This window comes from Myxococcus hansupus, from assembly GCF_000280925.3.
GTDB classification, from domain to species: Bacteria; Myxococcota; Myxococcia; order Myxococcales; family Myxococcaceae; genus Myxococcus; species Myxococcus hansupus.
The window spans coordinates 2,925,745-2,950,353 of record NZ_CP012109.1 but is presented as its reverse complement, the minus strand read 5'-3'; the positions used below and the strand labels follow the sequence as shown (position 1 = coordinate 2,950,353).

21 protein-coding genes, 1 tRNA gene and 2 pseudogenes are annotated in these 24,609 nt (G+C 66.4%); 12 read left to right on the top strand and 12 right to left on the bottom strand.

Annotated elements, in window-relative coordinates:
- Positions 1-42: 42 nt before the first annotated feature.
- Positions 43-1,304 (bottom strand): annotated as a pseudogene (locus tag A176_RS11745) (response regulator).
- Positions 1,305-1,420: 116 nt separating this feature from the next.
- A complete protein-coding gene (locus A176_RS11740; RefSeq protein ID WP_044889065.1) occupies positions 1,421-2,236 on the bottom strand; it encodes a chemotaxis protein CheW in 816 nt (271 codons plus the stop codon).
- A 50-nt stretch (positions 2,237-2,286) separates the two neighbouring features.
- Here A176_RS11740 and A176_RS11735 point away from each other — a divergent pair, with 50 nt between their 5' ends.
- Complete coding sequence (locus A176_RS11735) at positions 2,287-3,660, top strand: GGDEF domain-containing response regulator (protein ID WP_002639458.1); 1,374 nt, start codon at positions 2,287-2,289, stop codon at positions 3,658-3,660.
- 46 nt (positions 3,661-3,706) lie between these two features.
- Here the strand turns inward: A176_RS11735 and encC are convergent, their stop codons facing one another.
- Positions 3,707-4,102 (bottom strand): encapsulin nanocompartment cargo protein EncC, encoded by a 396-nt coding sequence (gene encC, locus A176_RS11730; protein WP_002639459.1) that lies wholly within the window; start codon positions 4,100-4,102, stop codon positions 3,707-3,709.
- Between the two features lie 148 nt (positions 4,103-4,250).
- Here encC and sinK point away from each other — a divergent pair, with 148 nt between their 5' ends.
- Both sinK and sinM read left to right on the top strand, forming a co-directional pair.
- Positions 4,251-5,768 carry a hybrid histidine protein kinase/response regulator SinK gene (sinK, locus tag A176_RS11725; RefSeq protein ID WP_002639460.1) on the top strand — a complete coding sequence of 506 codons (1,518 nt, stop codon included), beginning with the start codon at positions 4,251-4,253 and terminating at the stop codon, positions 5,766-5,768.
- Complete coding sequence (gene sinM / locus A176_RS11720; RefSeq protein WP_002639461.1) at positions 5,765-6,850, top strand: signal integration modulator SinM; 1,086 nt, start codon at positions 5,765-5,767, stop codon at positions 6,848-6,850. The genes sinK and sinM overlap by 4 nt, the downstream gene beginning before the upstream one ends.
- 301 nt (positions 6,851-7,151) lie before the next feature.
- On the opposite strand, the gene groL is transcribed toward sinM, so the two are convergent.
- Both groL and A176_RS11710 read right to left on the bottom strand, forming a co-directional pair.
- Positions 7,152-8,795, bottom strand: a complete 1,644-nt coding sequence (gene groL, locus A176_RS11715; RefSeq protein WP_002639462.1) for a chaperonin GroEL — start codon at positions 8,793-8,795, stop codon at positions 7,152-7,154.
- A 168-nt stretch (positions 8,796-8,963) separates the two neighbouring features.
- Positions 8,964-9,320, bottom strand: coding sequence for a response regulator (locus A176_RS11710; protein ID WP_002639463.1), 357 nt, complete (start codon positions 9,318-9,320; stop codon positions 8,964-8,966).
- Positions 9,321-9,412: 92 nt separating this feature from the next.
- Here A176_RS11710 and A176_RS11705 point away from each other — a divergent pair, with 92 nt between their 5' ends.
- Positions 9,413-10,483, top strand: coding sequence for a metallopeptidase family protein (locus tag A176_RS11705; protein WP_044889064.1), 1,071 nt, complete (start codon positions 9,413-9,415; stop codon positions 10,481-10,483).
- Here A176_RS11705 and A176_RS11700 read toward each other — a convergent pair.
- Positions 10,437-11,414 carry an NAD-dependent epimerase/dehydratase family protein gene (locus A176_RS11700; RefSeq protein ID WP_002639465.1) on the bottom strand — a complete coding sequence of 326 codons (978 nt, stop codon included), beginning with the start codon at positions 11,412-11,414 and terminating at the stop codon, positions 10,437-10,439. The genes A176_RS11705 and A176_RS11700 overlap by 47 nt on opposite strands.
- A 104-nt stretch (positions 11,415-11,518) precedes the next feature.
- On the opposite strand from A176_RS11700, the gene A176_RS11695 reads away from it, so the two are divergent.
- The 5 genes from A176_RS11695 (at position 11,519) to A176_RS38655 (ending at position 16,585) form a co-directional block, all read left to right on the top strand.
- Entirely contained in the window at positions 11,519-12,151 is a 633-nt protein-coding gene (locus A176_RS11695; protein ID WP_193409857.1) for a TetR/AcrR family transcriptional regulator, read from the top strand.
- A 51-nt stretch (positions 12,152-12,202) separates the two neighbouring features.
- A tRNA-Sec gene (locus A176_RS11690) sits at positions 12,203-12,301 on the top strand.
- A gap of 648 nt (positions 12,302-12,949) precedes the next feature.
- Entirely contained in the window at positions 12,950-14,479 is a 1,530-nt protein-coding gene (locus A176_RS37930; protein ID WP_082282726.1) for an RNA-directed DNA polymerase, read from the top strand.
- A gap of 74 nt (positions 14,480-14,553) precedes the next feature.
- Positions 14,554-15,633 (top strand): DUF262 domain-containing protein, encoded by a 1,080-nt coding sequence (locus A176_RS37925; protein ID WP_226994285.1) that lies wholly within the window; start codon positions 14,554-14,556, stop codon positions 15,631-15,633.
- Positions 15,634-15,649: 16 nt separating this feature from the next.
- A complete protein-coding gene (locus A176_RS38655; RefSeq protein ID WP_144429531.1) occupies positions 15,650-16,585 on the top strand; it encodes a HEPN domain-containing protein in 936 nt (311 codons plus the stop codon).
- Positions 16,586-17,007: 422 nt separating this feature from the next.
- Here A176_RS38655 and ltrA read toward each other — a convergent pair whose 3' ends face one another.
- From ltrA to A176_RS11665, 4 genes and pseudogenes are all read right to left on the bottom strand, one after another.
- Positions 17,008-18,252 (bottom strand): group II intron reverse transcriptase/maturase, encoded by a 1,245-nt coding sequence (gene ltrA, locus A176_RS11680; protein ID WP_021780895.1) that lies wholly within the window; start codon positions 18,250-18,252, stop codon positions 17,008-17,010.
- 201 nt (positions 18,253-18,453) lie between these two features.
- Positions 18,454-18,624 (bottom strand): annotated as a pseudogene (locus A176_RS11675) (transposase domain-containing protein); the annotation flags it as partial.
- Positions 18,625-18,726: 102 nt separating this feature from the next.
- A complete protein-coding gene (locus A176_RS11670) occupies positions 18,727-19,182 on the bottom strand; it encodes an SMI1/KNR4 family protein (RefSeq protein WP_021780894.1) in 456 nt (151 codons plus the stop codon).
- 7 nt (positions 19,183-19,189) lie between these two features.
- Positions 19,190-19,831 (bottom strand): hypothetical protein, encoded by a 642-nt coding sequence (locus A176_RS11665; protein WP_063787447.1) that lies wholly within the window; start codon positions 19,829-19,831, stop codon positions 19,190-19,192.
- A gap of 482 nt (positions 19,832-20,313) precedes the next feature.
- Here A176_RS11665 and A176_RS11660 point away from each other — a divergent pair, with 482 nt between their 5' ends.
- Entirely contained in the window at positions 20,314-20,655 is a 342-nt protein-coding gene (locus A176_RS11660) for a hypothetical protein (RefSeq protein WP_002639472.1), read from the top strand.
- 22 nt (positions 20,656-20,677) lie between these two features.
- Here A176_RS11660 and A176_RS11655 read toward each other — a convergent pair whose 3' ends face one another.
- Together A176_RS11655 and A176_RS11650 are read right to left on the bottom strand one after the other, a co-directional pair.
- Positions 20,678-21,025, bottom strand: a complete 348-nt coding sequence (locus A176_RS11655; RefSeq protein ID WP_002639473.1) for a helix-turn-helix domain-containing protein — start codon at positions 21,023-21,025, stop codon at positions 20,678-20,680.
- Between the two features lie 113 nt (positions 21,026-21,138).
- Positions 21,139-21,390 (bottom strand): helix-turn-helix domain-containing protein, encoded by a 252-nt coding sequence (locus tag A176_RS11650; protein ID WP_002639474.1) that lies wholly within the window; start codon positions 21,388-21,390, stop codon positions 21,139-21,141.
- A 181-nt stretch (positions 21,391-21,571) separates the two neighbouring features.
- Here A176_RS11650 and A176_RS11645 point away from each other — a divergent pair, with 181 nt between their 5' ends.
- Both A176_RS11645 and A176_RS11640 read left to right on the top strand, forming a co-directional pair.
- Positions 21,572-23,488, top strand: a complete 1,917-nt coding sequence (locus A176_RS11645; protein WP_002639475.1) for a serine/threonine-protein kinase — start codon at positions 21,572-21,574, stop codon at positions 23,486-23,488.
- A gap of 9 nt (positions 23,489-23,497) precedes the next feature.
- Positions 23,498-24,424, top strand: coding sequence for a DUF2381 family protein (locus A176_RS11640; protein ID WP_002639476.1), 927 nt, complete (start codon positions 23,498-23,500; stop codon positions 24,422-24,424).
- Positions 24,425-24,609: the final 185 nt, after the last annotated feature.

The window sequence follows — 24,609 nt, the reverse complement described above, 5'->3', positions numbered from 1 at the left end:
GGCCGGCGGAAGGTCTAGAGGGAGGTTACGGCGCCAGGCGCCTCAGTGCTGGGTCTCTCGGTCCTTGATGAGCCGCTCGAGCTCCTCTCGGATGATGGTCTCCGCGAGCTGCGGGACCACTTCCCATGCAATCTTCTCGATGACCTCGCGGGACGCCTTCGAAAGCGCCTCACGCAGCAGGGCCTCGCCACCATCCGCGGCGGGCGCACGAGGGCTCGCCGGCCTGGCCGCGACGGGCGCCGGGGTGGTCACGTCGAGGGAGATCTCCTCCGCCTCGCTCTGCTCCGGCAGGGAGTCCTCGATGCTGATGGACGGCTGGGCCGCGGTGGACGCGCCCAGGCCGAACGGGTCACGGCCGCGGGCCGCGGGCTGCGGCGCGGCGCTCGGAGGCGGCAGCGGCGCGCCTGCCGGAGGACGCGGGAGGCCGCCCGGCGCGGGACCACCCGGCGGAGGCGGCACGCCCGGACGGGCGACGGCGCCCGGCCCCGGCGGCATGCCAGGACGCGGCGGCAGACCCGGGTGGCCACCCGGCGGAGGCGGCACGCCCGGACGGGCACCCGGCGGCATCCCAGGCCCGGGAGGACGGGCACCCGGCGGCATCCCAGGCCCCGGCGGACGCGCCATGCCCGGCGGCATCCCAGGCCCCGGCGGACGCGCACCCGGAGGAGCACCCGGCGGCATCCCAGGCCCCGGCGGACGCGCCATGCCCGGCGGCATCCCAGGCCCCGGCGGACGCGCACCCGGCGGCGGCACGCCCGGCCCCGGAGGACGCGGCATGCCCGGCCCCGGCGGAACACCCGGACGCGCGCCCGGCGGCGGCCCGGCGCGAGGACCGGGGGCTGGGGCGCGGCGGCGACAGGCTGCGGCGCGGGCGCGGCGGGCTGGGCCGACGGCGGGCGCACCTGCGTGGCGAAGGAGGCGGGCATCGTGTTGGACTTCTGGCCCACCAGCGCCTTCACCTTGTCGAGCAGCACCTGGCTCTCGAAGGGCTTGGTGACGTGGTCGTCCGCGCGAGCGGCCCGGGCGCGGTTCTCGTCGAAGGCCTCGAACGTGCCGGCCAGCAGCATCACCGGGATGCCCTGGGTGGCCGGGTCGTTCTTCAGGGCCTCGCAGACCTCGTAGCCGCTCTTGCCCGGCATCATGACGTCCGCGAGCACGACGTCCGGACGCAGCTCGCGGGTGCGAGAGATTGCGTCCAGCCCGTTGTCCACCGCGGTCACCTGAAAGTCCTCGGTCGCGAAGATCATCCCGATCACCTTGCGGATGGTGAGCGAGTCATCGGCGACCAGCAGATTCTTGGGCATCGGTTCGGGCCTCGGGGAGCATCCACTCCCCTGAATTCGTTGGTGATTCCCGCCACGAGGGTTGAGTCGCGGCAGTCTGACAAGCGGGGCAGCTTACGAGTTGCCCTCTGGGACGATCAAGAAAACATGCGTTGCAGATCCAGGAAGGACACGGGCTCGGTCAAGCCCGGAGCGCGGAAGCTCCCCGCGGTGTCGTCTGGCTCGAAACGTTGCAGGACGCCGAGCACCCGCGTGGCCGTCAGCCCCACGTTCCTGCCGGCCAGTTCGGTAAGGACGATGAAAGCTTCTGGCAAGGCCGCCTCCCCCAGCAACGCCGGGACGGAGCACACGGGCCACAGCACCTGGTCATGCGGAAAGATACCGGCCACCGGTCCGCTCTGCACCGGAAGCACGCTGAAGGCCTCGCCCCGCGCGATGACCTGGGACACCAGGCCCAGCGGGACGCCGAAGAACCGCCCCTGGGATTCGAAGACGAGCGCCCGGTCCGGCGCCGCCTCCGCCCAGTGCACCGGCCGCTGGGGCACCGCCGCCGACATGGCGCCGACCCGGTGTGGCAGCGCCTCCGCGATGAGCTCCAGGTACAGCCGCGACTTGTGCAGCACCGCGCCCCGGCTCAGCGGCGCCAGCGAGTCCGCCAGCCCCGGCGGCAGCAGGAAGAACGGCGCGCGCGCCACGTCCGCGACCTCCACCACGGAGCGGACACGCACCGCCAGCGTGGGGCTCACGTCCAGCACCACCACCATCCCCTGCCCTTCCTCCGAGGGGCCGCCGAGCAGCGCGCAGAGGTCCTTCACCTCCAGCACACCCCGCAGGCTGCTGCCATTGGCGCCCGGCATCGCCACTTCCATGACAGACGTTGCTTCCACGGCGTAGCGGGTTTCCCCGGCCTCCACGAGAAGGCAGAGCCGACGGCCGCTTTCGAAGGGGGACACGGGGCGCGACCCTAGCAGCGTTCCAGGTGTTGATGCTAAGCCGATGGGAGATGGCGCGAATCCTCCTCGTCGACGACGAAAAGATCGCCCGCACCCTGTACGGCGACTACCTCACCGCCGTGGGACACGCCGTCACGGCGGTGGGCACGCTGCAGGAAGCGAAGGAAGCACTCGCCGGAGATCGCTTCGACGCGGTGGTGACGGACCTCATCCTCCCCGGTGGCGACGGCATGGAGGTCCTCCGGTACGTGCGGGAGCGGCACCCCGGCGTGGAGGTGGTGGTCATCACCGGGCTGGAAAAAGTCGACCCGGCGGTACGCGCCATCAAGAGCGGCGCGGCCGAGTACCTGGTCAAGCCCGTGGCCCCGGAGGCCCTCCAGCACGCCGTGCGCCGGGCCCTCACCACGCGCGACCTGATGCAGGAGAACGCCTCGCTGCGCCGGCACGTGGCCATGCTGGAGGCGGGGCAGCGCATCGCCACCACCCTGGACCGCGAGAAGCTGGCCGTGGCCACCGCCAGTGCGCTCCAGACGATGGCCTCCGCCAGCGCGGTGGTGCTGTTGGAGCGCGACTCCGCCTTCGCGCTGCGGCGCCACGGGACGAGCGGCCTGCCCTCCGCCCTGGAGGCACCGCTCACGGAGACGCTCATCGAGCGCCTCGCGGACGCACGCGCCCCGCGCGAGCTGGACGGGCTGGACGCGCCCTTCCCTCGCGCCGTGGCGTTCCCCGCCTTGGAGGGGGACGCGGTGCTGGGCCACGCGGTGCTCTTCTTCGGGGGACCGGCGGCCGAGTGGACAGGCGAGACGGCCAGCTTCCTGGTGCGCAACTGGGCGCTGGCCCTGCGCAACCTCGGGCGCTTCGCGGCGGTCGAGGACCTGGCCTACGTCGACGACCTCACCCGCCTGTTCAACACGCGCTACCTGCACCTGGTGGTGGACCGAGAGGTCCAGGACTCGCTCCAGTCGCAGCGCACCTTCAGCCTGCTCTTCCTGGACCTGGACCACTTCAAGTCCATCAACGACACGCACGGGCACCTCGTGGGCTCCAAGGTGTTGGTGGAGGCGGCGCGGGTGGTGAAGGGCTGCGTGAGAGACCACGACGTCGTCGCGCGCTACGGCGGGGACGAATACGTGGTGGTGCTGCGCAACACCGATTCGGGCGGCGCGCTCAAGGTGGCCGAGCGCATCCGGCGCACCATGGAGACACACAACTTCCTGGCGCGGGAAGGGCTGTCACTCAAGCTCACCACATGTATCGGCGTGGCCAGCTTCCCCGAACATGCCCAGGACAAGGCCACGCTCTTGGACCTGTCGGACCGGGCCATGTATCGCGGCAAGCGAGGGACTCGGAACGTCGTCTACATGGCGGCCAACGACCTGGAGGCCTTACCGGCCGAGCGGCGGCTGGCCAACACGCCGTCGTAGCCGTCTGTCTCCGCGGCGCCTCACTTGAGGCGCCGCGAGAGCGCGCCTACCGCCGGAGGCTGCCCACCGTGAGGCGCTTCTGCGGGGTGACGTCGGCTGCCGCTGCGGGCTCGGCGCCCTCCTTGCCCACGGCCTCGACGGCCTCGTGAGACGCACCGGACGTGATCAGCCGGTACTTCTCCACCGCCTCCTTCGCGTGCGCGGCCTGCTCGGGGTCGAGCCGGGCGATGAGCTCCCAGAACAGCGCCGCGTGCTCACGCTCCTCGTCCATGACGTGCTGGAGGATGGCCTTCGCGTCCTCGTTGTCCGTCGCGTCGATGTGAGCGGCGTAGAGGTTGATGGCGTCCAGCTCCGCCTCGATGTTGAGACGGATGGAACGGGCCAGCTCGGAGTCCGTCATCTTCCGGGGAACCAACGAGTGGAACGGGTTGGTCTGCGGCATGGAGGCCCTCCCGAGGCCGGTGGCGGCGTCCGGTTTTCCGGACAGTTTGCAGAAGTCGCTGGCCAGCATCCGCGCCGGGACGGCCCCGGTCAACGGATTCCCTCCAGGTGCGTTGCGTACAAGCGGTTGCCTCCGTCATGCTCGTCACATGGAAATACCCGCGCCGCTCGCCCAACTGCTCCAGGCCGTGGAGGCAGGGGACCTGACGGCCGCGCGAACAGCGGCGGCGGCATTTCAACGTGCGGGTACCCAGTCCTCACAGCTCGCGGCGGAGGTGCTGCACGAGCTGCGGCAGCCCCTGCTCGGCGTGAAGGCCTACGCACAGCTCCTCGCGGAGGACGGCGCCAACCCCGGCCCCCTGCGCCTGCTGTTGGCGCAAGTGGAGCGGATGGAACAAATCGTCTCCGACTTCATCCGCCTGTCGAGCGAGCGCCCGGCCTCCCAGCAACGCCTCTCCCTGGCGGCCCCCATCTGGGCGGCGGCGAAACATTTCAGTATCAACCCGGACTCGTCCCGCATCTCCCTGGAGGTCGATGCCCCTGATGACATCACCATCCAGGGAAACGCACGGCTCATCGAGCAGCTCACGCTGAACCTGCTCAACAACGCCCGGGACGCGATGTCCGGGCGCGGACGGGTGAAGGTGGTGCTCACGATGGAGGGCACCACCCCTGCCCTCTATGTGGCGGACTGGGGTCCCGGCATCCCCGAGGAGCTGCGCGCCCGCATCTTCGAGCCGTACGTCACCGCCAACAAACGCGGCACCGGCCTGGGCCTCTCGGTGTGCCAGCGCATCGCCCGGGAGCACCACGCGCACCTCGAGCTGGCCCCGCCCACCGTGCTGCGCGACGTGCCCCCTCCGGCCACCGTGTTCCGGGTGCTCTTCCCCGCCACGGACGTGCCGGCCACGCGGAAGCAGCGGCTCTTGGTGGTGGATGACGAAATCATCATCCGCATGGTCTTCCGGGACCTGATGGGCAAGGAGTGCGAGGTCATCGAGGCGGCCACCGGCGAGGAGGCGCTGGACCTGCTGCACGAGGCCCCGGTGGACCTCATCGTCACCGACAAGAACCTGCCCGGCATGTCTGGCCTGGAGCTGGCGCAGCAGGCGCGGCGGCTGCAGACGGACTCGCGCGTCATCCTGATGACGGGCTACCCCTCGCTGGTGACGACGCAGCAGGCGTTGGAGCTGGGCGTGGTGGACTACCTGCTCAAGCCCTTCGACGACATCCGCGAGGTGCGCACGCTGCTGCGCCACACGCTCGCCCACAAGCCCGTCCCCGCCGCGGTGAGCGCGAACCCGGCGATGCGGCGCGTGGACGTGCTGGAGGACAACCCGGTGACGGCGGCGCAAATCGCCAACGCCCTGGCCATGGTGGGTCTGGAGGCGCGGGTGTTGAACTCCACCGAGCTGGCCGCGCTGGAGCCCCCCGCGGGCGTGGTGGTGAGCTGGGACTTCGGGCCCGCCTACGGACGCAAGGCGCTGGAGCTGGGCAAGGCGCTGGCCCAGGGCGCGCCTTTCGTCGTGCTGGCCGAACACCTCACCATGGAGACGGCGCTAGAGTCCTTGCGAGCAGGCGCCGCCGCGTGCCTGCCGAAGCTGATGTCCGATGCCTCGGCGCTCAGCCGGGAGCTGAACCGCGCCTTCAAACGAGAGAAAGCATGAGACTCGCGCTCCTGTCCGTCCTGTTGCTCGGTGTGGCCTGCTCTTCGGACAAGCCCCCCGAGCCGGGCGGACCGGACGCGGGGCCCGGTGCGGACGCCGGTTCGGGCGACGATGACGCGGGAGGTGGAGACGCGGGCTGTGCGCCATTGGCGGCGGGCCCCGGCACCCTGCTCGTCACCGGGTTGAACACGCCGCGCCGGCTCGCCGCGGACGCGACGGACCTCTACATCTCCGAATCGCATTCACTGAATCCCCAGCAGCCGCAGCCAGGGCCCGGACGTGTGCTCCGGCTGCCCCGTGGTGGGGGTGAAGCGGTGCCCGTGGCCGCGGGCTTCCGGGCGCCGGACGCCATCGCGGTGACGTCGGACTCCCTCTACGTGCTCGATTTGGATGGGCTGTGGCGGGTGGACAAGGCGACGGGCGCGAGGGACGCGAGGCCCCTGGATGCCACGCTGAACAACGTCACCATCGGCGGCACGGAAATCCTGCCCGCGCGCTTCGAGGGCCGGGACGTGTTGGTCATCGCGACGGCGCACCGTCGGCTGGTGCGCGTGGACGTGTCGGGCGGCAACCGCCGTGAGCTGTTCGCGGGGACGGGCAACACCCAGGTTCGCGGCGCGCGGGTGTTGGGCGAACAGGTGTGGTTCCTGGTCGGCGCGGGAGAGAACCCCGGCCTCTACAGCGTGCCGCTGAACGGGGGCGAGCCGGCGAGACACCTGGACGGCAGCATCACGGCGGGCACCTCGTTGGAGGCCACCTCCACGCATTTCCTCATCACCGAGGGAGGCGGCGGCAACGGCCGCGTCTTGCGGATGCCGCGAGTCGGCGGGCCAGCGGAAGTCCTTGCCTCCGGGCTCCAAGGGCCCGTGTTTCCCGTGGAGCTGAACGGGACGCTGTACTTCAAGGACGTCAGCACGGGCGGCACGGACTTCCTGCGCCGCGTGAACACGTGTACGGACGGCGCCGTTGAACCCGTGGGCCCGGAAGGCGTGGGCCCCGGCGGCCTGCTGGTGGACGGAACCACCCTGCTCTACACCTCTCAGGAGAGCGGCACCGGCGGCACTGTCGGCCGCATCCCCTGAAGGGCGGTGAGGCAAGAGCGGAGCCTCTTGCGGAGCACGCTCAGCCCCCGCGTGCAGTGTGCCCCACCAACCTGCCCCCCACGCAGGCGAGACGCATTGTCGGCCGCATCCCCTGAAGGGCGTTGAGGCCCGAGCGGAGCCTCCTGCGGCGCAAGCCCAGCGCCCCCGTGCCGTGCGCCCAGCCGCGAGGCCCCTGAAACGACAACGGCCCCGGCGCCTCGCGAAGAGGCAACCGGGGCCGCTCACCACCGAGTCCCAGACGGCTCGGGCCCTCATCGGGTCCCGAGCCCTCCGGAGGAACTCAGTAGTCCATGTCGTCGCCGCCGTAGTCCGGCATGCCGGCGCCGGCACCGCCGCCCTTGGCCTTGCCCTTCGGGCGCTCGGCGACCATGGCCTCGGTGGTCAGCAGCAGCGAGGCGACGGACGCGGCGTTCTGCAGCGCGGTGCGCTCGACCTTCGTCGGGTCGATGACGCCCGCCTTCTCCAGGTCCTCGTAGGTCTCCGTGCGGGCGTTGTAGCCGAATGCGCCGGTGCCCTCGCGAACCTTGTTGATGACCACGGCGCCCTCGACGCCGGCGTTGGAGGCAATCTTCCGCAGCGGCTCCTGGAGCGCACGGAGGATGATGGCCACGCCGAAGTCCTGCTCGCCGCCCAGCTTCAGCTTCTCCAGCGCGGGCAGCGCGCGGAGGTAGGCCACGCCGCCGCCAGGGACGATGCCCTCTTCGACGGCCGCGCGGGTCGCGTGCAGCGCGTCCTCGACGCGGGCCTTCTTCTCCTTCATCTCCGTCTCGGTCGCCGCGCCGACGTTGATGACGGCCACGCCGCCCACGAGCTTCGCCAGACGCTCCTGGAGCTTCTCGCGGTCGTAGTCGCTGGTGACGGAGTCAATCTGGGTGCGGATGAGCTTGATGCGACCCTCGATGGTCTCCCGCGTGCCCACGCCGTCCACGATGGTGGTGTTGTCCTTGTCCACCGTGACGCGCTTGGCGCGGCCCAGGTCGGTCAGCGCCAGGGTCTCGAACTTGTGACCGAGGTCCTCGCTGACCACCGTGCCGCCCGTGAGGACGGCGATGTCCTGCAGCATCTCCTTGCGGCGGTCACCAAAGCCGGGGGCCTTCACCGCGCACACGTTCAGCACGCCGCGGATCTTGTTGACCACCAGCGTGGCCAGGGCCTCGCCCTCGATGTCGTCGGCGATGATGATCAACGGCTTGCCGGAGCGGGCCACCTGCTCGAGCAGCGGAATCATGTCCTGCATCGACGAGACCTTCTTCTCGCTGATGAGGATGTAGGGGTCGTCCAGGACGGCCTCCATCCGCTCGCGGTTGGTCACGAAGTACGGGGACACGTAGCCGCGGTCGAACTGCATGCCCTCGACCACGTCGAGCGTCGTCTCGAGGCCCTTCGCCTCCTCGACGGTGATGACGCCCTCCTTGCCGACCTTCTCCATCGCGTCCGCGATGATGACGCCGATGGTCTCATCACCGTTGGCGGAGATGGTGCCCACCTGGGTGATGGCCTTCTTGTCGGCGGTGGGCTTGGACAGGGTCCGCAGCTCGCCCACGACGACCTCGACGGCCTTGTCGATGCCGCGCTTGAGGTCCATCGGGCTGTGCCCGGCGGCCACCAGCTTGAGGCCCTCCTCATAGATGGCGCGCGCCAGCACCGTGGCGGTGGTGGTGCCGTCGCCGGCCTTGTCGGAGGTCTTGGACGCGACCTCCTTCACCATCTGCGCGCCCATGTTCTCGAACTTGTTCTCGAGGTCGATCTCCTTGGCGACGGTGACGCCGTCCTTGGTGATCGTGGGGGAGCCGAAGCTCTTCTCGATGACCACGTTGCGGCCCTTGGGGCCGAGGGTCACCGCGACCGCGTCCGACAGGATGCGGACGCCGCGCAGGATGGCCTCACGCGCGGACTGATGGAAGAAAATCTCCTTCGCTGCCATCGCAACCTCCTGAATTCATTGGGGGATTATACTGATACGACGCTGGCCGTTAGCACTCGGCCATGGCGAGCGCCAACATAAGGGCCGGGCAAACGATGTCAACCAGGAAGGGTGGCCGTGTAGGCGAGCGGACGGCCCCGGGCGCCCTGGCGGGCCGGGCGCCGTGGGCTACTGCGCGAAGCGGACCAGGGTGAGGAGCTGCCCCATGTCCAAGGGCTTGTGGAGCGTCAGGGCCACGCCCTTGCGCAGGCCCCGGTCCGTCACCGAGCCGTCCTCGCTGCCCGTCATCAGCAGCACCGGGACGCTCTGGAAGCGCGGGTCGGCCTTCAGCATCTCCGTGAACTGGATGCCGTCCATATGGGGCATCACGTAGTCGGTGATGACCATGCTGACCTGGTTGCGCTCCAGCACGTCGAGCGCCTGCAGCGCGTCGGACGCCGAGTAGACCGTGAACCCATGCATCTCCAAGAAGCGAGAGAGCATCGTGCAGAGTTCGAGATCGTCGTCGACGACAAGGATGTTCACGGGACCGAGCGCCGTACCTGGACGGGCGACGGAACGTAACAGCCGCACGCGGCGTTGACAACGAAGTGCACGGCTTCATATGTCGCGGCCCCATGGGGACGCGGACGTCGAAGCGAACGGGGGTGGGCGGGATGGAGGCGCTGGACGCCGCGGCACAGGCCTTCGAGGCGGGGGATTTCGACGCGGCCCTGGCCGCCGCCGACCGCGTCCTGACCCAGTCCCGAGACAACCTCGACGCGCTGCACCTGCGCGCCACCGCCCTGATGGAGCTGGGCCGGCTGGAGGAGGCGGGCCGGGCCTTTGGCGCCGCGCTGCGGGTGGCCCCCGAGGACCTGGAGGTGCTCCTGGACACGGCGGACTGCCTCATCTGCCGCGCGGGCGAGGACCGGGAGGCCGTGGAGGAAGGCCTGGGCTTCTGCGCGAAGGGCAAGCGCCTGGCCCAGAAGGCCGGCGACGTGGAGGTCCTCTATGAGTTCCTCGTGTTGGAGGGCATGGGGCTGAACCAGGTGGGCGAGTGCCGCGCGGCCCTGGAGAGCCTGGACGCGGCCCTGGGGCACCTGCCGAGCTCCCCGGACGCGCAGGTGGAGCGGGGCTTCGCCCTCTTCGAGCTGTGCCGCTTCGACGAGGCGAAGGCGGCCTTGGACAAGGTGCTGACGGAGGCGCCCGACGAGGCCTGGGCGCACCAGTACCTGGGGCTGATGGCGGAGCGCCGCGGCGACGCGAAGGAGGCCCAGCGCCGGTTCGCCAAGGCGCAGGCCCTGGCGCCCAAGGAGTTCTTCCCGCCGGTGGAGCTGGGCGAGGCGGAGTTCGACCGGGCGGTGGAGGACGCGGTGAAGGCCCTGCCCCGCCACGCGAAGCAGTACCTGGACAACGTCACCATCGCGGTGGAGGACCTGCCGGCGGACGAGGACCTGCTGGCGGAGGACCCGCCCCTGTCACCGAGCATCCTCGGGGTGTTCCGCGGCCTGGCGGTGGGCGAGCGCAGCGTGACGAACGCGTTCGACCACGTCCCGGCGTCCATCGTGCTCTACCAGAAGAACCTGGAGCGCTTCGCCCGCAGCCGCGAGGAGCTCATCGAGCAGATTGGCATCACCGTGATGCACGAGGTCGGTCACCTCATGGGACTGGATGAGGATGACCTGTGGCAACGGGGGCTGGACTGAGCGCGGCCAGCGTCTGGCGGATGCCCTCGCGGTAGGGCGTCTTGCGGATGTCACCCAGCAGCGAGCGCAGCGCCGAGTCGTCCATGATGACGGGCGTGGTGTGCAGGTAGTGCATCTCCGGCAGCTCCCGCATGAATGGGTTGAAGAGGCCGATGAGGCGCACCATCCCCGGCCCCAGCACCGTGTACTTCGCGGGGTGGCCGGCCTGGGCGTAGATGTCCTCCACCAGGGCCTTCTGGGTGGTGACGCCCGCGCCGCCGAGGTTCCAGAAGCGGCCATAGGCATCCGGCGCGTCCATGAGCGCCGTCACGGTGGGGCCCACGTCGGGCACGTAGACGAACTCGTGGGGCGTATCGATGGGGCCAATGAGCTGGGCGCGCTTGCCCTGTGACGCGGCGACGAAGGGGCGGTGGAGGAAGCTGCTCTCCACGCCGGGGCCGTAGAAGTCCGGCAGGCGGAGGATGGAGACCTGGATGGAGCCCGCCTTGTCCGCCGCGAGCAGCAGCTCCTCCTGCTCCTTGCGCATGCGGCCCTTGAAAGTGTGCGGCACGCGCGGGTGGGACTCGTTGACGATGTCCGTGCGCGGCCGGCCGTAGGGGTACACGCTGGCGATGAAGACGATGCGCTCCACGCCCTCGGCGATGGCGGCGTCGAGAGTGCGCTTCATCAACTGGGGATGGAGGCGGAACTGCCAGTACGGCAAGCCGACCAGGTAGACGAGCGTCTGGACGCCCCGGGCCGCGGCGCGGATGGAATCCGGGTCCTCGGGGTTCCAGGTGGCGATTTCGGCCTGGGGGTCGGCGCCGAACTCCCGCTGGAGCGAACCCGTGGAGCGCCCCACCACCCGGTACGCCCTCCCCTGCCCCCGCAGCGCCTGCGCGACGCTGCGCCCAATGGCGCCCGAGGCACCGAACAACGCGACCGTGCCCATCTCCGGCTCCCCTTCCCAAACAGCGAGTGGTTTATGAACACCGTTCGGTGAACACCGTTCATCTACTGGTGGCCGTTCTCTCCGTCAAGGCCTACAGTGTGAACATGGGGATCGCGGAGCGGAAGGAGCGGCAGCGGGCGGAGCTGCGCGAGCAGATTCTGCGAACCGCCCGGGACATGGTGATGCGCGAGGGCTTCGCCGCCCTCTCGATGCGCAAGCTGGCGGACGCGGTGGAGTACGCGCCCGCGACGCTCTACCTCCACTTCGAGAACCGGGAGGCCATCGCGAAGGAGCTGTGCGTCCGCGGCTTCCAGGACCTGCTGGCCGTGCTGGAGCCCGCGGCCCAGGTGGAGGACCCGCTGGAACGGCTGCCCCAGTTGGCGAAGGCCTACGTCCGCTTCGGCTTGGAGAACCCGGAGACGTACCGGCTGATCTTCATGGAGGACGCGAAGCTCTCCACGGCGTTGTTCGCGGACAATCCGGAGGGCCCGGGCCCGAGGTCCTTCGGGGTGCTGGTGCAGGTGTTCGTGGACCTGCTGGAGGCCGGGAGGCTCGAGGAAGGCACGAGGCCGGACCAGCTCGCGGAGGTGCTGTGGGCGGGGGTGCACGGCATCGTGGCGTTGAAGCTGACGTGCAGCGGGTTCCCGGGCTCGCCCGCGGAGGAGCTCACGCAGGTGTTGGTGTCCACGCTGGTGATGGGCTTGCCGGGGCTGAAGGCGGAGACGAAGGCCCGGTAGCACGACGGACCCAGGTTGACGGGGTCCAAAGGGTTCGGCGTAATCGCAGACGGTAGGGCCTCCGGACCTGGTGGCCGGCTCAGTCTTCAAAACTGAAGAGGGGCGCCGAGAGGCGTCCCTGGCGAGTTCGATTCCCGTGCCCTACCGCCACATACGCGCGTGCGACCGTCCTGTATCCCATAGATAAATACGTATCGTGGTGCCACTTTACGGGTGCCCAAGTGGCCCCAATCAGTGCGGCAGGCCTCAAAGTCCGCCTTTCCTACGACCTTTCGCAATACACCATTCACGCTGGGGTGCCCAGATCATCATCATAAACCTCCGCGAGGACAGGATGCGCAGCCAAGCATCGGCCCAGCCCCCTCATGGCATTGTCATTTGGGAGAAGGAATAACTGAATCCCATGCACTGGGCCCTGGAAAGGGAGGTGAGTCCGGACCTTCTCCATGCACGCCAAACAACGCAGCGAAAGTCGATCTCAATGAGAGCGAAACTGGCCCTTCGGAATCGCCCGGCAAAGAATAAGCCCACATTGGTGGCGGAGCGTATACTGCCAGCCCTCCTCACAAAAGGGGGGCACCTCGTGGGGCACCCAACCGGCACGGTGGTGAGCGCCGCCCAAGAACCATGTCCGTCCGCGCCCCTCCTCTTCGAGGGCGTCGATAGGTATCGACTCACGAGCCGCGCAAACGACGCAACGAGTCATGCCTAGACTTCCGCGTACTAGAGACCAGCCCCAAAGTCAAAAGTACGCTCATCATACCCTCTGACCGTTCTATCCTCCTCTAAAGCAAGCGCATGAGCATGGATAATTTAAGCATTGAGTCTCTCGAGTGGGCGTTAAAGCATCTAGAAGTTCAGGGAGACACGGATTTCCTTCCCCGACCTTTTGAGATCAAAGCCATGAGGGCTTCGTGGAGCGCAGCGATGCCTGAATTCCAGAAGGTGAACCTCGCCGAGCACTCGCCTAGCACGCCACTTTTAGTCCTCGCACCTAAAGGAGATGCGGCGTTTCGCGCGATAAAACAACTGAACCCATGGGATAGCATCATCTACGCCGCAATAGCTCGGGAAGCCGCCGAGGCCATCGAAACCATGCGGCACCCTCAAGCAGATGGACGGGTCTTCTCGTACAGGGTTTCACTAACCGACAATGGTCAGCTATTCGATCCTGCCGTGACGTGGCGTGGATTTCATCGAAGATCGAGAGAGATTGTAAAAGAAAAGAATTTCTCCCATGTCGTAGTCGCCGATATCGCGGATTTCTACAATCACATCTATCTTCACAGAGTTCGAAACGCTCTCGAAAGTGCCGGCGTCAATTCAAACCGCGCCAAGAACATTGAACGTTTCCTAATGGGACTGAACGCAAAAAACTCACGTGGACTTCCAATTGGTCCGAATGCAAGTCGACTTCTCGCAGAAGCGGCATTGAATGATGTCGACTCGATGCTGGTTAGGCGCGGCTACACACACGTGCGCTACCTTGATGACTTTCGAATCTTCGTCAACTCCAGGTCAGAAGCGACCCAAGCGCTCCACGATCTAGCGTATTATCTCTACACAGCCCACCGATTGGCTCTCCAATCCAAGAAGACGGCAATCCTCAGCGCGATGGAGTTTCACGATAAAGAGCTATTCGACACAGCAGAGATGGCCGAAGCGATGGAGGCCATGCAACTCACAAGCGCAGCCAGCATGAATCCATCCGCAACCAAAAACATGGGATCAAAAACAGAAGCGCTAGCAAAAACCCTAACAGACCTACTAAGCAGAGCGCTCGACAATTCCTGGACCGTTCGCGTCTATGATGTCGGCTGGATTTACCGGGTCGCTGCCGAAAAGAGAATTCGCGCTCTCGTTCCCAAGACACTCTCCAGCCTAGAGAAACTCGCGACCGTACTCCCCGATGTAATCAATTTTCTTTTAAGAGTAACCAACGAAAAGAACGCAGAGGAAATCGGATCCGCCCTAGTCAACTTCGCTACAGGTGGAGAAAAAAGCTCACTCCCCTTTGTACAAATTTGGGTTCTCCATGCCCTCTGCGAGCGACCAGAACTATGCGAAGCTGGACGCGCAATGAGTCTCGCCAATCGTGCGCCACCTGTGTTCCGTGACCGCGCACTCTCCCTTCTCGCACAAGCCCATGCAAGATCAGACTATATTCGCGAGCAAAAAGAAGTTGCCGGCAACATGGGGCCTTGGGCCCAGCGAGCCGTAGTCTGGGCCGCGAGCGTACTTCCCGGCGATGAAGCTCGTCATTGGCTAGAGCCCCTTAAGCGAAGCCACGACCCAATGCTAGCCGCTGTAGCAAAAGCGGTTGCATAGAGACACCTACCCTGCCCCCATTCGGAATCCGCAGCCAACGACCCAATCAAGCTTCGCTGGACACATCAAACCCAATGAACACTAACGCCAAGTCAATCATAGGCAAGTTCGAATCAGCCCAAGATCGCCTAGTAATCCAAGCATCAGATCTTTCACTGGAAACAATTGCAAGCATGGTCGAGGCCGGCGCCATAGACGTTAGGCCCGGATACCAACGTCGAGAGAGATGGCCACATCAACAGCAAGCCGCCCTGATAGAATCATTCCTTCTAAACATCCCCGTTCCCCCTGTCTACTTAGCAGAAGAGGACTTCGGAACTTACTCAGTCATCGACGGAAAGCAGCGCATCACGACAATACATGCCTTCATGAGAAACAAACTCACACTCTCCCCTCTCAACTACTTCCATGAACTCAATGGACTGAAAGCATCCGAACTCCCCCCTCAACTAGTAAACGCCCTCCGCGTCCGACCGTACGTTCGAGCTGTCACGCTTTTAAAACAATCTTCGCCCGAGCTGAAATACGAAGTATTCACAAGACTAAACTCAGGAGGAGAGCCGCTAAACGCACAAGAGATCCGAAACGTAATTTTCCGCGGAGCCCTCAATGAGTCAATATACAAGCTCTCAAGAAACTCTTTCCTAAAACAACAACTCAAAATCAAAGACGAAAAATCAGCCGCCTATCGCGAGATGGCAGACGCGGAGTTTGTCTTGAGGTTTTTGACTCTATCGGAGAGCTGGAATTCATTCTCTGGAGATTTCCGTTTTTCGATGGACAAATTCATGGCCGCCAACAGCCATGCAAACGAGAGTCGCCTTGGCGATCTAGAGCAGAGGTTCGAACGAGCGATTAGCGCGTGTGCATCTCTTTGGGGCAAGAACGCTTTTAAGCGACCTGCCAACGACAGTTGGCGCGATCAAATGTTAGCGGGAATGTATGACGCAGAGATGGTAGGAGTGAATCTGGCTAGCGACTCACAAATAACCAAACTTCAGCAACATCACTTAAGGGTCCAAAAAGAAACAAAACTTCTATTTAAGGACCCTCAGTTTGAATCAGCAGTGCGGCAAGGCACGAACACTCCTGCACGCGTCCATTACCGGATCAACGCCATTCACAAAATGCTAGTGGCGCTTGCTGGTCAGTAAAAGCGAGGAGGCACTCGTGTCAATCGCCAGGGGGAGCTTTCTCGAACGACTCGCCGCATTCCACCGCGCGCTTTCCGCTGACTCACTCGTCGACAAGGCCCTAACAGATTCCGACCACAATGAAACAGCACGCCTGCTTCGAAACGGGCTCGCAGTGGTTGGATTTTCGTCGCTCGAAGGATTCATTCGAAGCCGGACAAGTGAGATCCTAGGGAGAATCTCAGGCTCTCCAGTAAAATTCTCGGATCTTCCTGTTCGCCTTCAAGAAAGCTGCACGTTTGGGGCCATCAAGGCACTTAGCTTTCAAATTGACCTCCGCAGCCGAAATGGCGAGGACGTGACATCCTTTATACAGCGAGTCGGAAGCCAGATCGCCAGCACATCGCGCTCGACCTACGAACTCGCAGAACTTTCATTCGCACACGACAAGTCCAACATCAACAGCAATGACATCAAGGAAATCCTTGGCGCATTTGGAATCAAGGATGGATGGGGGAACATTAGCAAATTTGCTGGCCGAACTGGCTTGCCCTCTCTTGGCCTTGAAGATTCTTTCCGAACCGCATCTCGTACACGCAACCGAGCCGCACATAGACCAGACGCAGATATCGCAACGTCCGATTTGGATTCATTCCATAAGGCGGCACTTGGAATCGCCATCGGGTTTGATGCACTCATCAGTCGTGCAAGCCGCCTAATTGTGGAGAATGCAGCATTCAGAAGCGGCGCTCATCAACTCGCTCACGACAACATTCCGATTCGTTTTTTAGACGCCAGTGGAAGCAGATGGCGAGAAAAAGAGGAAGCGTCAAGCAAGGCTAGTCGCATATCCGCCATTGAGGCGATTGCCTGGACAGAATGCATCAACAAGGCGCGCTCAAAACAACAAATCGCAATCAAGCGAAATCCGGCGAGCCTCCCGCTTTTGTGGGTGACCACCGACAATGAATAAATCACCGTTCAAAGTTAAGTAAAACCGGTGAGCGGCAAGGTAGATGTCGCGTAAAAGGATTCAGCCGATGAGCTTCAACTCCTGCACTGGCGGGGTGATGTTGAGAGAGGGGCCGAGGCGGACGGGGCCCGCAGGCGTCCAGTCGCGCGTGTCGCGGATCCATCGCTCGAGGTGACGGGCTTTGGCGCGTTGGTACACTTGGTGGCGTCGGGCCAGCAGCGCGCCCTCGCGGCCGAAGTGCCTGTCCTCGGGCGTGACGTAGCGGTCGCGGTAGGGACGGGCCTTGCGGCCCGCCCCCCGCACAGATCCCAGCGTGCGGCACTACCGCACTGGGCTCTTGCCTCGGGTGATGACGTTGAGTCGCTCATTGGGCCAGGGGTGCTGAATGCGAGCTGGTGGAATCCACCGCACCACGAGCTGGTTCATTCGCCCCAGTTCATCCCAGCCCTCTGGCTGCGGCGCTGCAGCGCCCGGTGCCAGAGATGGGCGAGCTGAGTCCGGAAGGACGACAGCGCCATGATGTTGGTGGGTACTGCGTGGTAGGCAAAATAGCCGCGTACGACTACGCGCAGCCATGCCCCCTGTTCCGGGATGGGGAGATGCCTGCGTCGCTGGAGCTCGGCCTTCACCTCGCGTAGCTTCGCTCGCATCCTCCTCCGCATCGTGTGCCGACGTAGCAGGAACTTCCCGCTTCGCGTCCTGCCGCAGATGTGCGTCAGGCCGAGAAAGTCGAAGGTCTCCGGCTTACCGAGTCCACGCTCCTCCCGCATCTTCGCAGCGTACCGCCCGAAGAGGAGCAGTCGCGTCTTCTCGGGGTGCAGTTCCAGGGAGAACTTCCGCAACCGCTCGCGGAGCGCCACCTGGAACCGCTCGGCATCCGAGTAGAATTGGAACCCGACGACGAAGTCGTCGGCGTAGCGCACGATGATGATGCTGCCGCGCGCCCACCGCTTCCTCCATTGCTGGGCCCAGAGGTCGAGGACGTAGTGGAGGTAGATGTTCGCCAGCAGGGGCGAGATGGTGGCCCCCTGTGGTGTTCCCTCCTCCGTCTGCATCCACTTCCCCTTCTCCATCACTCCTGCGCCCAGCCATTTCTGGATGAGGCGCAGGACCCGCTTGTCCGCAATCCGGTGCTCGAGGAACTTCAGCATCCACCCGTGGTCGATGGCATCCAAGAATCCACGGATGTCCGCGTCGAGCACCCAGCTCACCTTCATCCGCTGCAGACCGACCGCGAGCGCATCCAGCGCATGATGCTGGCTGCGCCCTGGCCGGAACCCGTAGCTGAAGCCGAGGAAATCCTCTTCGTAGACGGCGTTCATCACCTTGACGAGGCTGCGCTGGACAAGCTTGTCCTCCAGCGCAGCGACGCCGAGCGGTCGCTGCCGCCCGTCCGCCTTGGGGATGTACACCCTTCGTGAGGGCCTCGCCCGGTACGCTCCTCGGTGCAGCCGCCCGTGGAGCGACTGGAGGTTGTCCTCCAGCCCCTCGCGGTAGGCCTCCCACGTGACACCGTCTTCGGGCTCGCCATGGCGCCCTCGGGCGTGTTGCCTTCCGCTTCGGATAACAGCGTCGGCGTCCTGGATGTCCTGTTTTCGCGGCTCGATACCCTGCCTGCGCCTTCCCCTGTCAACGCTTCGCCGACACCCTCGCGAGCGCCTGCGCATGACTCGGGGCCATCGTGGGTGGCTGGCCCTTTGATGTACGGCTCTTTCATCCGTTACTCCATGCCGGTTTATCCCGGCGCACTAACCGTCCGGGCAACGACGTGGCGTGAGCGGTTGCGGACGGACGAGGACCGTGTTCGGCGAGCGCCGCGACGCGGGAGGTGTGCAGGGACTGGGCTGAAGCTGGAGCGCGACGTCGGGCGGCTCGGCGATGCGTCGCCGTTTCCACTCGTGTGGCAGCAGCTCCCGGATGCGTGAGTTGGGATGCGTCTGCACCCGCAGCAGCACGTCGGCCAGGTACGCCTCGGGATTGACGCCGTTGGCCTCGCAGGTGGCCACCAGGGCGTAGAGGCCGGCGAGATTCTCCCCCGCGCCCTGCGCGGCCTCTGAACTCGCAGTTCCTGAACGCCTGGTCGCCCACGACCAGAACTCCGCGCTTCTTGGTGACCATCAACACGGGAGACTCGCTCTCCCCTACGCCCCCAGCCAGAAGGAGCGACCGCCGCTCTTCAGCGCCCGTGCGAGGAAATCCTCGAAGGACGGTGCAATCTGATCCGCCTGCGGGAACGTTTCATGGAAGGCGTCGAACAGCGGGTACCTGGAGGCCTTCGACGCCACGTCGATGACGACGTAGTTGGTGTCCTGCATGTCGACCAGGGCATACAGCGACGGTGAGCCGTAGGCGTCCTCGTCGCGGCCAAAGATGGCGACTCGCGCACGGCGAAGCTCCGCCAGCGGGAGAATCCGATAGTCCGCGTCGGGAACGGGCTCGAAGAGCGCCGCTCCGTCGCAGTGGAGGTAGAAGGCTCGCAAGTCAGCGTCCAGATTCCACCCCACGCGAGCCTCGAATGCCGCGATTTGGGCAGGCGTCGCAGGAGGGTTGGGGAAGTGGTGTCGCGAGACTTCAGCAAGCAGGGTGTCGATGGGCATGGTCGCCTCAGTCCACGTAGGGCCGCTCCGGCCCCACGGCTCGCCACTTGCCAGCCACGTCGTAACAAGCTGGGTAGGCGCTGTTGATGACGCGATGCACACCGGGGGGGACTGGAATCACATTGTCGGGCGCCAGGGGGGCACCTCCGTGCGCCAGGTCGAAGATGTGGTGGCCGGGCCAGTGCTCCGTCTCCGTCTTCGGCCAGTCCCCGAACTCCGAGCTCCACTTCCTGCGGAACGTCTTGCGTGCGTCCTCCCATGTCTCGCGACGACGGTTGAGGTCCGACACCTTGGGGTAGTCGCAGCAGCAGTGGGTGACGGCGAGGCGCCCACCAGCCGCAGCCGGGAGCGCCATGAAGCGCCCCTGCCAGTCGCCCTTGATGTCCGCCAGCCAGATGCAGCCAAGCAGCGGAACGTGCCCCTCGGCCACACAGCGACGCTCGCAGCGAGCCATCAACGCGGCGTTGCACAGCCAGGGTCCATAGTAAATGGTCGTCTGCACCGTGCCGCCGGCCGGGCTTGGGATGCTCGGGCCCACCCACTTCGCGGAGGGCTTCGCTCCCACGGTGCTGACCGTGGCAGAGCCGCAGCCGCCCGCGGCGAGCAGCAGGACGGCACTCACGCAGCGCTGGTGGCGATTCGGCTTCACGCAAATCGTGATAGCACAGACAAATAGGTCACGGACGCGGAGGCTGTCGTGGTGAGTAGGCCACCGCGACCGTCAGCAGCGTGGCTTGCCCCTCGGTGCGCGGGGGAGAAGGACGGCGTGCCCAGCCACGACAAAACGAAGACGCGCCCGGAGCGCCGCAAGGCCACTGCCGACAGTACCGTCCGCATCGAGGGGCTGCACGTCTCCCACACGGCATGGGACGAATCGCCCGCCGAAATGCGCGAGCGCCGTGCGCCCCAGGGTCGCCACGGACACGCGCACCTGTCCTCGGCGAGCCATTTGCTGGCACAGCAACTCGCGTGTCCAGGTGGGACGGCACCAGCCCCAGTCCTCGGGCGCGCCCTCCAACACGCAGGTCAGCCGCTCCCGAAACCACTCGTCCACCTTGGCGCGTCCGTTGCGCTCCCGTCTGTCTCGAAGGGCCTGGCGCCCACCCTGTGACGACGGAGGAAGCGCCCTCCGTGCCCCTCACGCAGATGATCGCCTCCGTCAGCCGCTACCGCCCCGAGGACGTGGAGGATGCGATGGCGGGCCTCCCAGACGCGCTCAAGGCCATCCTCCACAGGGCCCTCCAGCGCAAGCCCTCCGAGCGATACCCCTCGGCCGCCGAGCTGCGCGATGCCCTTCGCGCGGCGCTCGCGGCGCAGCCCCAGCCCTTTGGACGGAAGGAGGCGGCGGAGGAACTGGCGCGGCTCATGTCGGACGCGTCCGTCCTGCGCGACCGGGTGGAGCTGGACGAAGCGGGCATCTTCCCCGAAGGCCTGGACGCCGACGAAGCGATGCCCACGCCCATCACGAAGTGAGCTCGGGCGGACAGGCGCCGCGTCAACGCAGCAACACCTGGGCCACCTTCACCAGGGCGTCGAGCTGCTCATCGTCCATCTTTCGCGCGAGGCCGGTGAGCTGCCGCAGCCTGGGCGCTCCGCCCGAGCCTCGCGCCTCCCTTCCCTCCTCCGCGTCCGCGAGCCCCAGCAGCGCATCCGAGCCGATGCGCAGCACCGCGCACATCCGCAGCAACGTCTGCACGCTGGGCAGCATCTTCCCGCGCTCCAGGCGGCTGTAGACCATGTGCGCCAGGCCCAGCTTCTCGGCCACCTCCGCCTGCGTGAGCCCGAGCTGCGTCCGGGCCTCCCGGGCGGCACTTCCAATGCGGGTCGCCAGTTCTTCGTTCATGCGTCGGGGCACCAGGAACACCGAGGACCCGGGCTGGCGCGGACACGAAGCCCGCGACTCGGGAACGCCCTTCCTGCCGCATCTTGGCCGCCATGTCGACGGCGCCGCCCCAACTACGGGCCGGATCCCTCGGGCGCGGGAGACGCCTGCCCCTCGCCGCTCAGCAGGAGGTCCACGGAGACACGAAGCACGCCGCACAGGTCCACCAACGTGGGGAGGCTGGGCAGCAACCTTCCGCGCTCCAGGCGGCTGAGCACCCGCGTCGGCACGTGGATGGACTCGGCCACCTGGGCCTGCGACAGGCCCGCCCGATGCCGGGCGGCGCGGACCTGGCTTCCAATCCGCTGGGAGAGCTTCGCGTACATGAGGAGACCTGGGAAAAGAGGTGATGGCCGCGGAGACGGCACTCCAAGCATATATCTCAACAGGTTCAACCATGGTATCCGTCCAAGGTCTATCGCCGTCCCGCGCTGCTTCGCGGGGTGAACGCCTCCGCGTTCCGTTGCCCGTTGAGCGCATGTCCAGGACCGACGAAGGAGAGGACTCGTGAGCCCGCGCCTGCATCCCGTCGTGCCCCCGGGCACGGACGTTGGCGGGTACCTGGTGGAGGAGCGGCTGGGCGCCGGGGGCTTCGGCGCCGTGTACCGCGCCCGACGGGGCGCGCGGAGCTCCGCGCTCAAGCTCATCCCCCTCTGGGGGCTGACCGCGTGGGCGGAGCGCGAGGTGGCCATCCTCCTGCGCCTCAAGCACGCCAACCTGGTGCGCATCCGTGGACACGGCCAGTGGCCGGACGAAGCGCCCCAGTCCTTCTTCATCGTCATGGACTACGTGGAGGGGCGCCGCCTGGACGTGTGGGCCGAGGAGGAGAACCCCTCGGCGAGAGAAGTCCTGCGCAAGGTGCTTGGCGTGGCGCGCGGGCTGGGCGCCGCGCACCGGGCGAAGGTGGTGCACCGGGACTTGAAGGAGAGCAACGTCGTCGTGCGCGACGCGGACGGCGAAGCGGTGGTGGTGGACTTCGGCGCGGGCGGGTACGAGAGCGCCCCCCGCATCACCGGCGGCGTGCTGCCGCCCGGCACCCTGGAGTACCGCGCGCCCGAGGCCTGGCGCTTCCAACAGGAACACGGAGACGCGCATGGCCGCGCCTACCAGCCCGGCCCCTCGGATGACCTGTACGCGCTGGGCGTCGTCCTCTATTGGCTGCTGACGGGCAGCCGGCCCTTCCATCCGGCCGAGGCCGAGGGCGTGGAGGCCGTGCTCAACCGCGCGCCCAGAAAACCCCAGGCGCTCAACCCGCTCGTTCCCGATGCCCTCGGCGACGTGTGCATGCGCCTGCTGGCCAAGGCCCCCGAGGAGCGGCCCCCGGACGCCGGCTCGCTGTGCGCGGAGCTGGAGGGACTGCTGGCCCAGGCGGACGAAGACTGGGACGTGAAGCTCTGCGACGCCCATGGCGCGAACACCGCGACGACGCTCGCGGAGGCGCCGCAAGCGGTCGAAGACGAGCTGGCGCAGTGGCTGAAGCGACGCAAGGCCCGGCCTCGCCGTGGACCGCGTCCGCCACGCGGCGAAGATGCGCATGACTCCGTTTCGAACGCAGCGGCCATCCCTTTCGAGCCGCCTCCCGTGGCACGCGCCAAGGCCCTGCGCGTGGCGGCCTGGATGGCGCCGTGGATGGTCTTGATCGTGGGCGGGCTGGTGCTCGCGCGCGGCCTGATGCCCTCCGCTCCGCACGCCGAGGTCGCGGTGGAAACGCCCCCCGTAGCGCCCGCCTTCGCCATCACGTCCTGGGCTCCCGGTCAGGAAGTGGCGGCACCCTGGAGGCCACTGGAAGCTGACGAGGCCGCAGGCCCGCTCGATGGAGCCTCCACCCTTGCGGCCGTCGCCCTTCCCGCGACGCACTCCAAGGAGAAGGTCTCCGTGAAGATGATGAAGGACACCGGCATGCTCCCCCAGCCCGAGACGCAACGCAGCCGGGGCACCACCGTTGGCAAGACGCTGGGCCTGGGGGTCGCGGCCTGCCTGTCGATGGCGTGCCCCAGTGCCGAGGTGCGCCCGACGCCGGCTCCCGAGGACTGCCCTCCAGGAGCCATTGAGGCCATGGAACAACTCGGCCTCTTCGCTCCCGGACTCGAGCGGCCACTGACCACCTTCGACCTGAGCCCCGGCAAAGGCGGGGGGCTCATCAAGGTCCGTGAGGGCACGACGACGGTTCGCATGGTATCCACTTGGGGTGGCATGCCACCGGGGACGCTGTTCTCCGGGCAGCTCCTCGTAGGCCCGGAGCGGGTCTACGGACGGCTCACCGAGGCGCGTACGCCCGAGAACGAGCGGATCCCCGTCTGTGTGCAATTCGTCGAGGCACAGGACGCCCGCCTCGGTCTCTTGAAGCGAGAGCCCATCAGTGACCCCGGCAGCGCCATTGTCTACTCCAGCATGGATCTGAAGGCTGTGCGCCGCTTCGAGTGAGGACCGACCGTGCCCGCGTCACCTGTCGCCCTTCTCGCGGTGCTCATGCTCCTCTCTGGAGCCGCGACCGCCCAACAGCCTTCCACGGCCGCGAGCCCCGAGGTGCGCCGTGTCGAACTCCTGGCGGAGCCATCCGAGGCGATGCCGCCTACCGAGGTCCAGATAAGCCCGCGAGTATCCACCACCTTCGAGTTCGACGCCGCCCTCGATCCGGCGAAGGTCGTGCTCGAGGGCGAAAAGCGCTTCTCGCTCGTGGACATCGGGCGGAACACGCTCCGGCTGGTGCCCTCGGAGCAAGTCTTGCCGGGCGAGCGCCTGCGACTGACAGTGCTCTTCAAGGACGGTTCGGTCCCCCGCGGTGGCGCATTTGTCCTCGTCGCCCACCCCGCGCGTGCCGAGCGACTCATCGAGGTGTGGCGTCAACCTCGTACGGCGGAGTCCTACCAGCAAGAGGCGATGGCGGCCCGATCGGAGACCCAGCAATGCCACGAGGAGAATGCGCGGCTGCGCGCAGAGCACGAAGGTCCAGCGGGCATCGCGGGCCTCCTGGCCACCGGCATCATCAAGGAGGAAGGCGTCGATGCGAAGTTCCTCCTGGTCAACAAGGAGCTCCACCAACATCCAGGCAATGCACTCTGGGCACACCGGGCATGGAGCTATCGCGCCCCTGCCCGCGTGGCCATCTCGGTCGAGGTTGAGAACCCTGATGCCGCCAATCCCTGGTCAGCGGAAGGCGCGTCGCTGGTGAGCAGGACAGGCGCATCGCTGAAGATATTAACGGTCTGGCAGAAGGCCCCCATCTCTCGCTACCCGGACGGACGCGTCGTGGTGGAAGCGGAAGCAACGCCGGATGCAGCCAAAGGCACTTACACCCTGAAGCTGTGGGGGCCGGGCGGACTGCGCGCCATCACGCTCTCCGGCGTGACGTTCCCGTAGGCCCGCCGGTACAGCCTCACTTCCGCCCCAGCGCCGCTCAAGACCGAAGCACGTATCAGCGCTATTCGTTGTTGGACGACCTCGCGTCGACCGGATGTCAGTCCACTCTATTCATCAACCCGTCTACCTATCACGCAGTCGTCCAAACAGACCGCAAGGCAGAGCTTAATCACACAGCCTCGCGA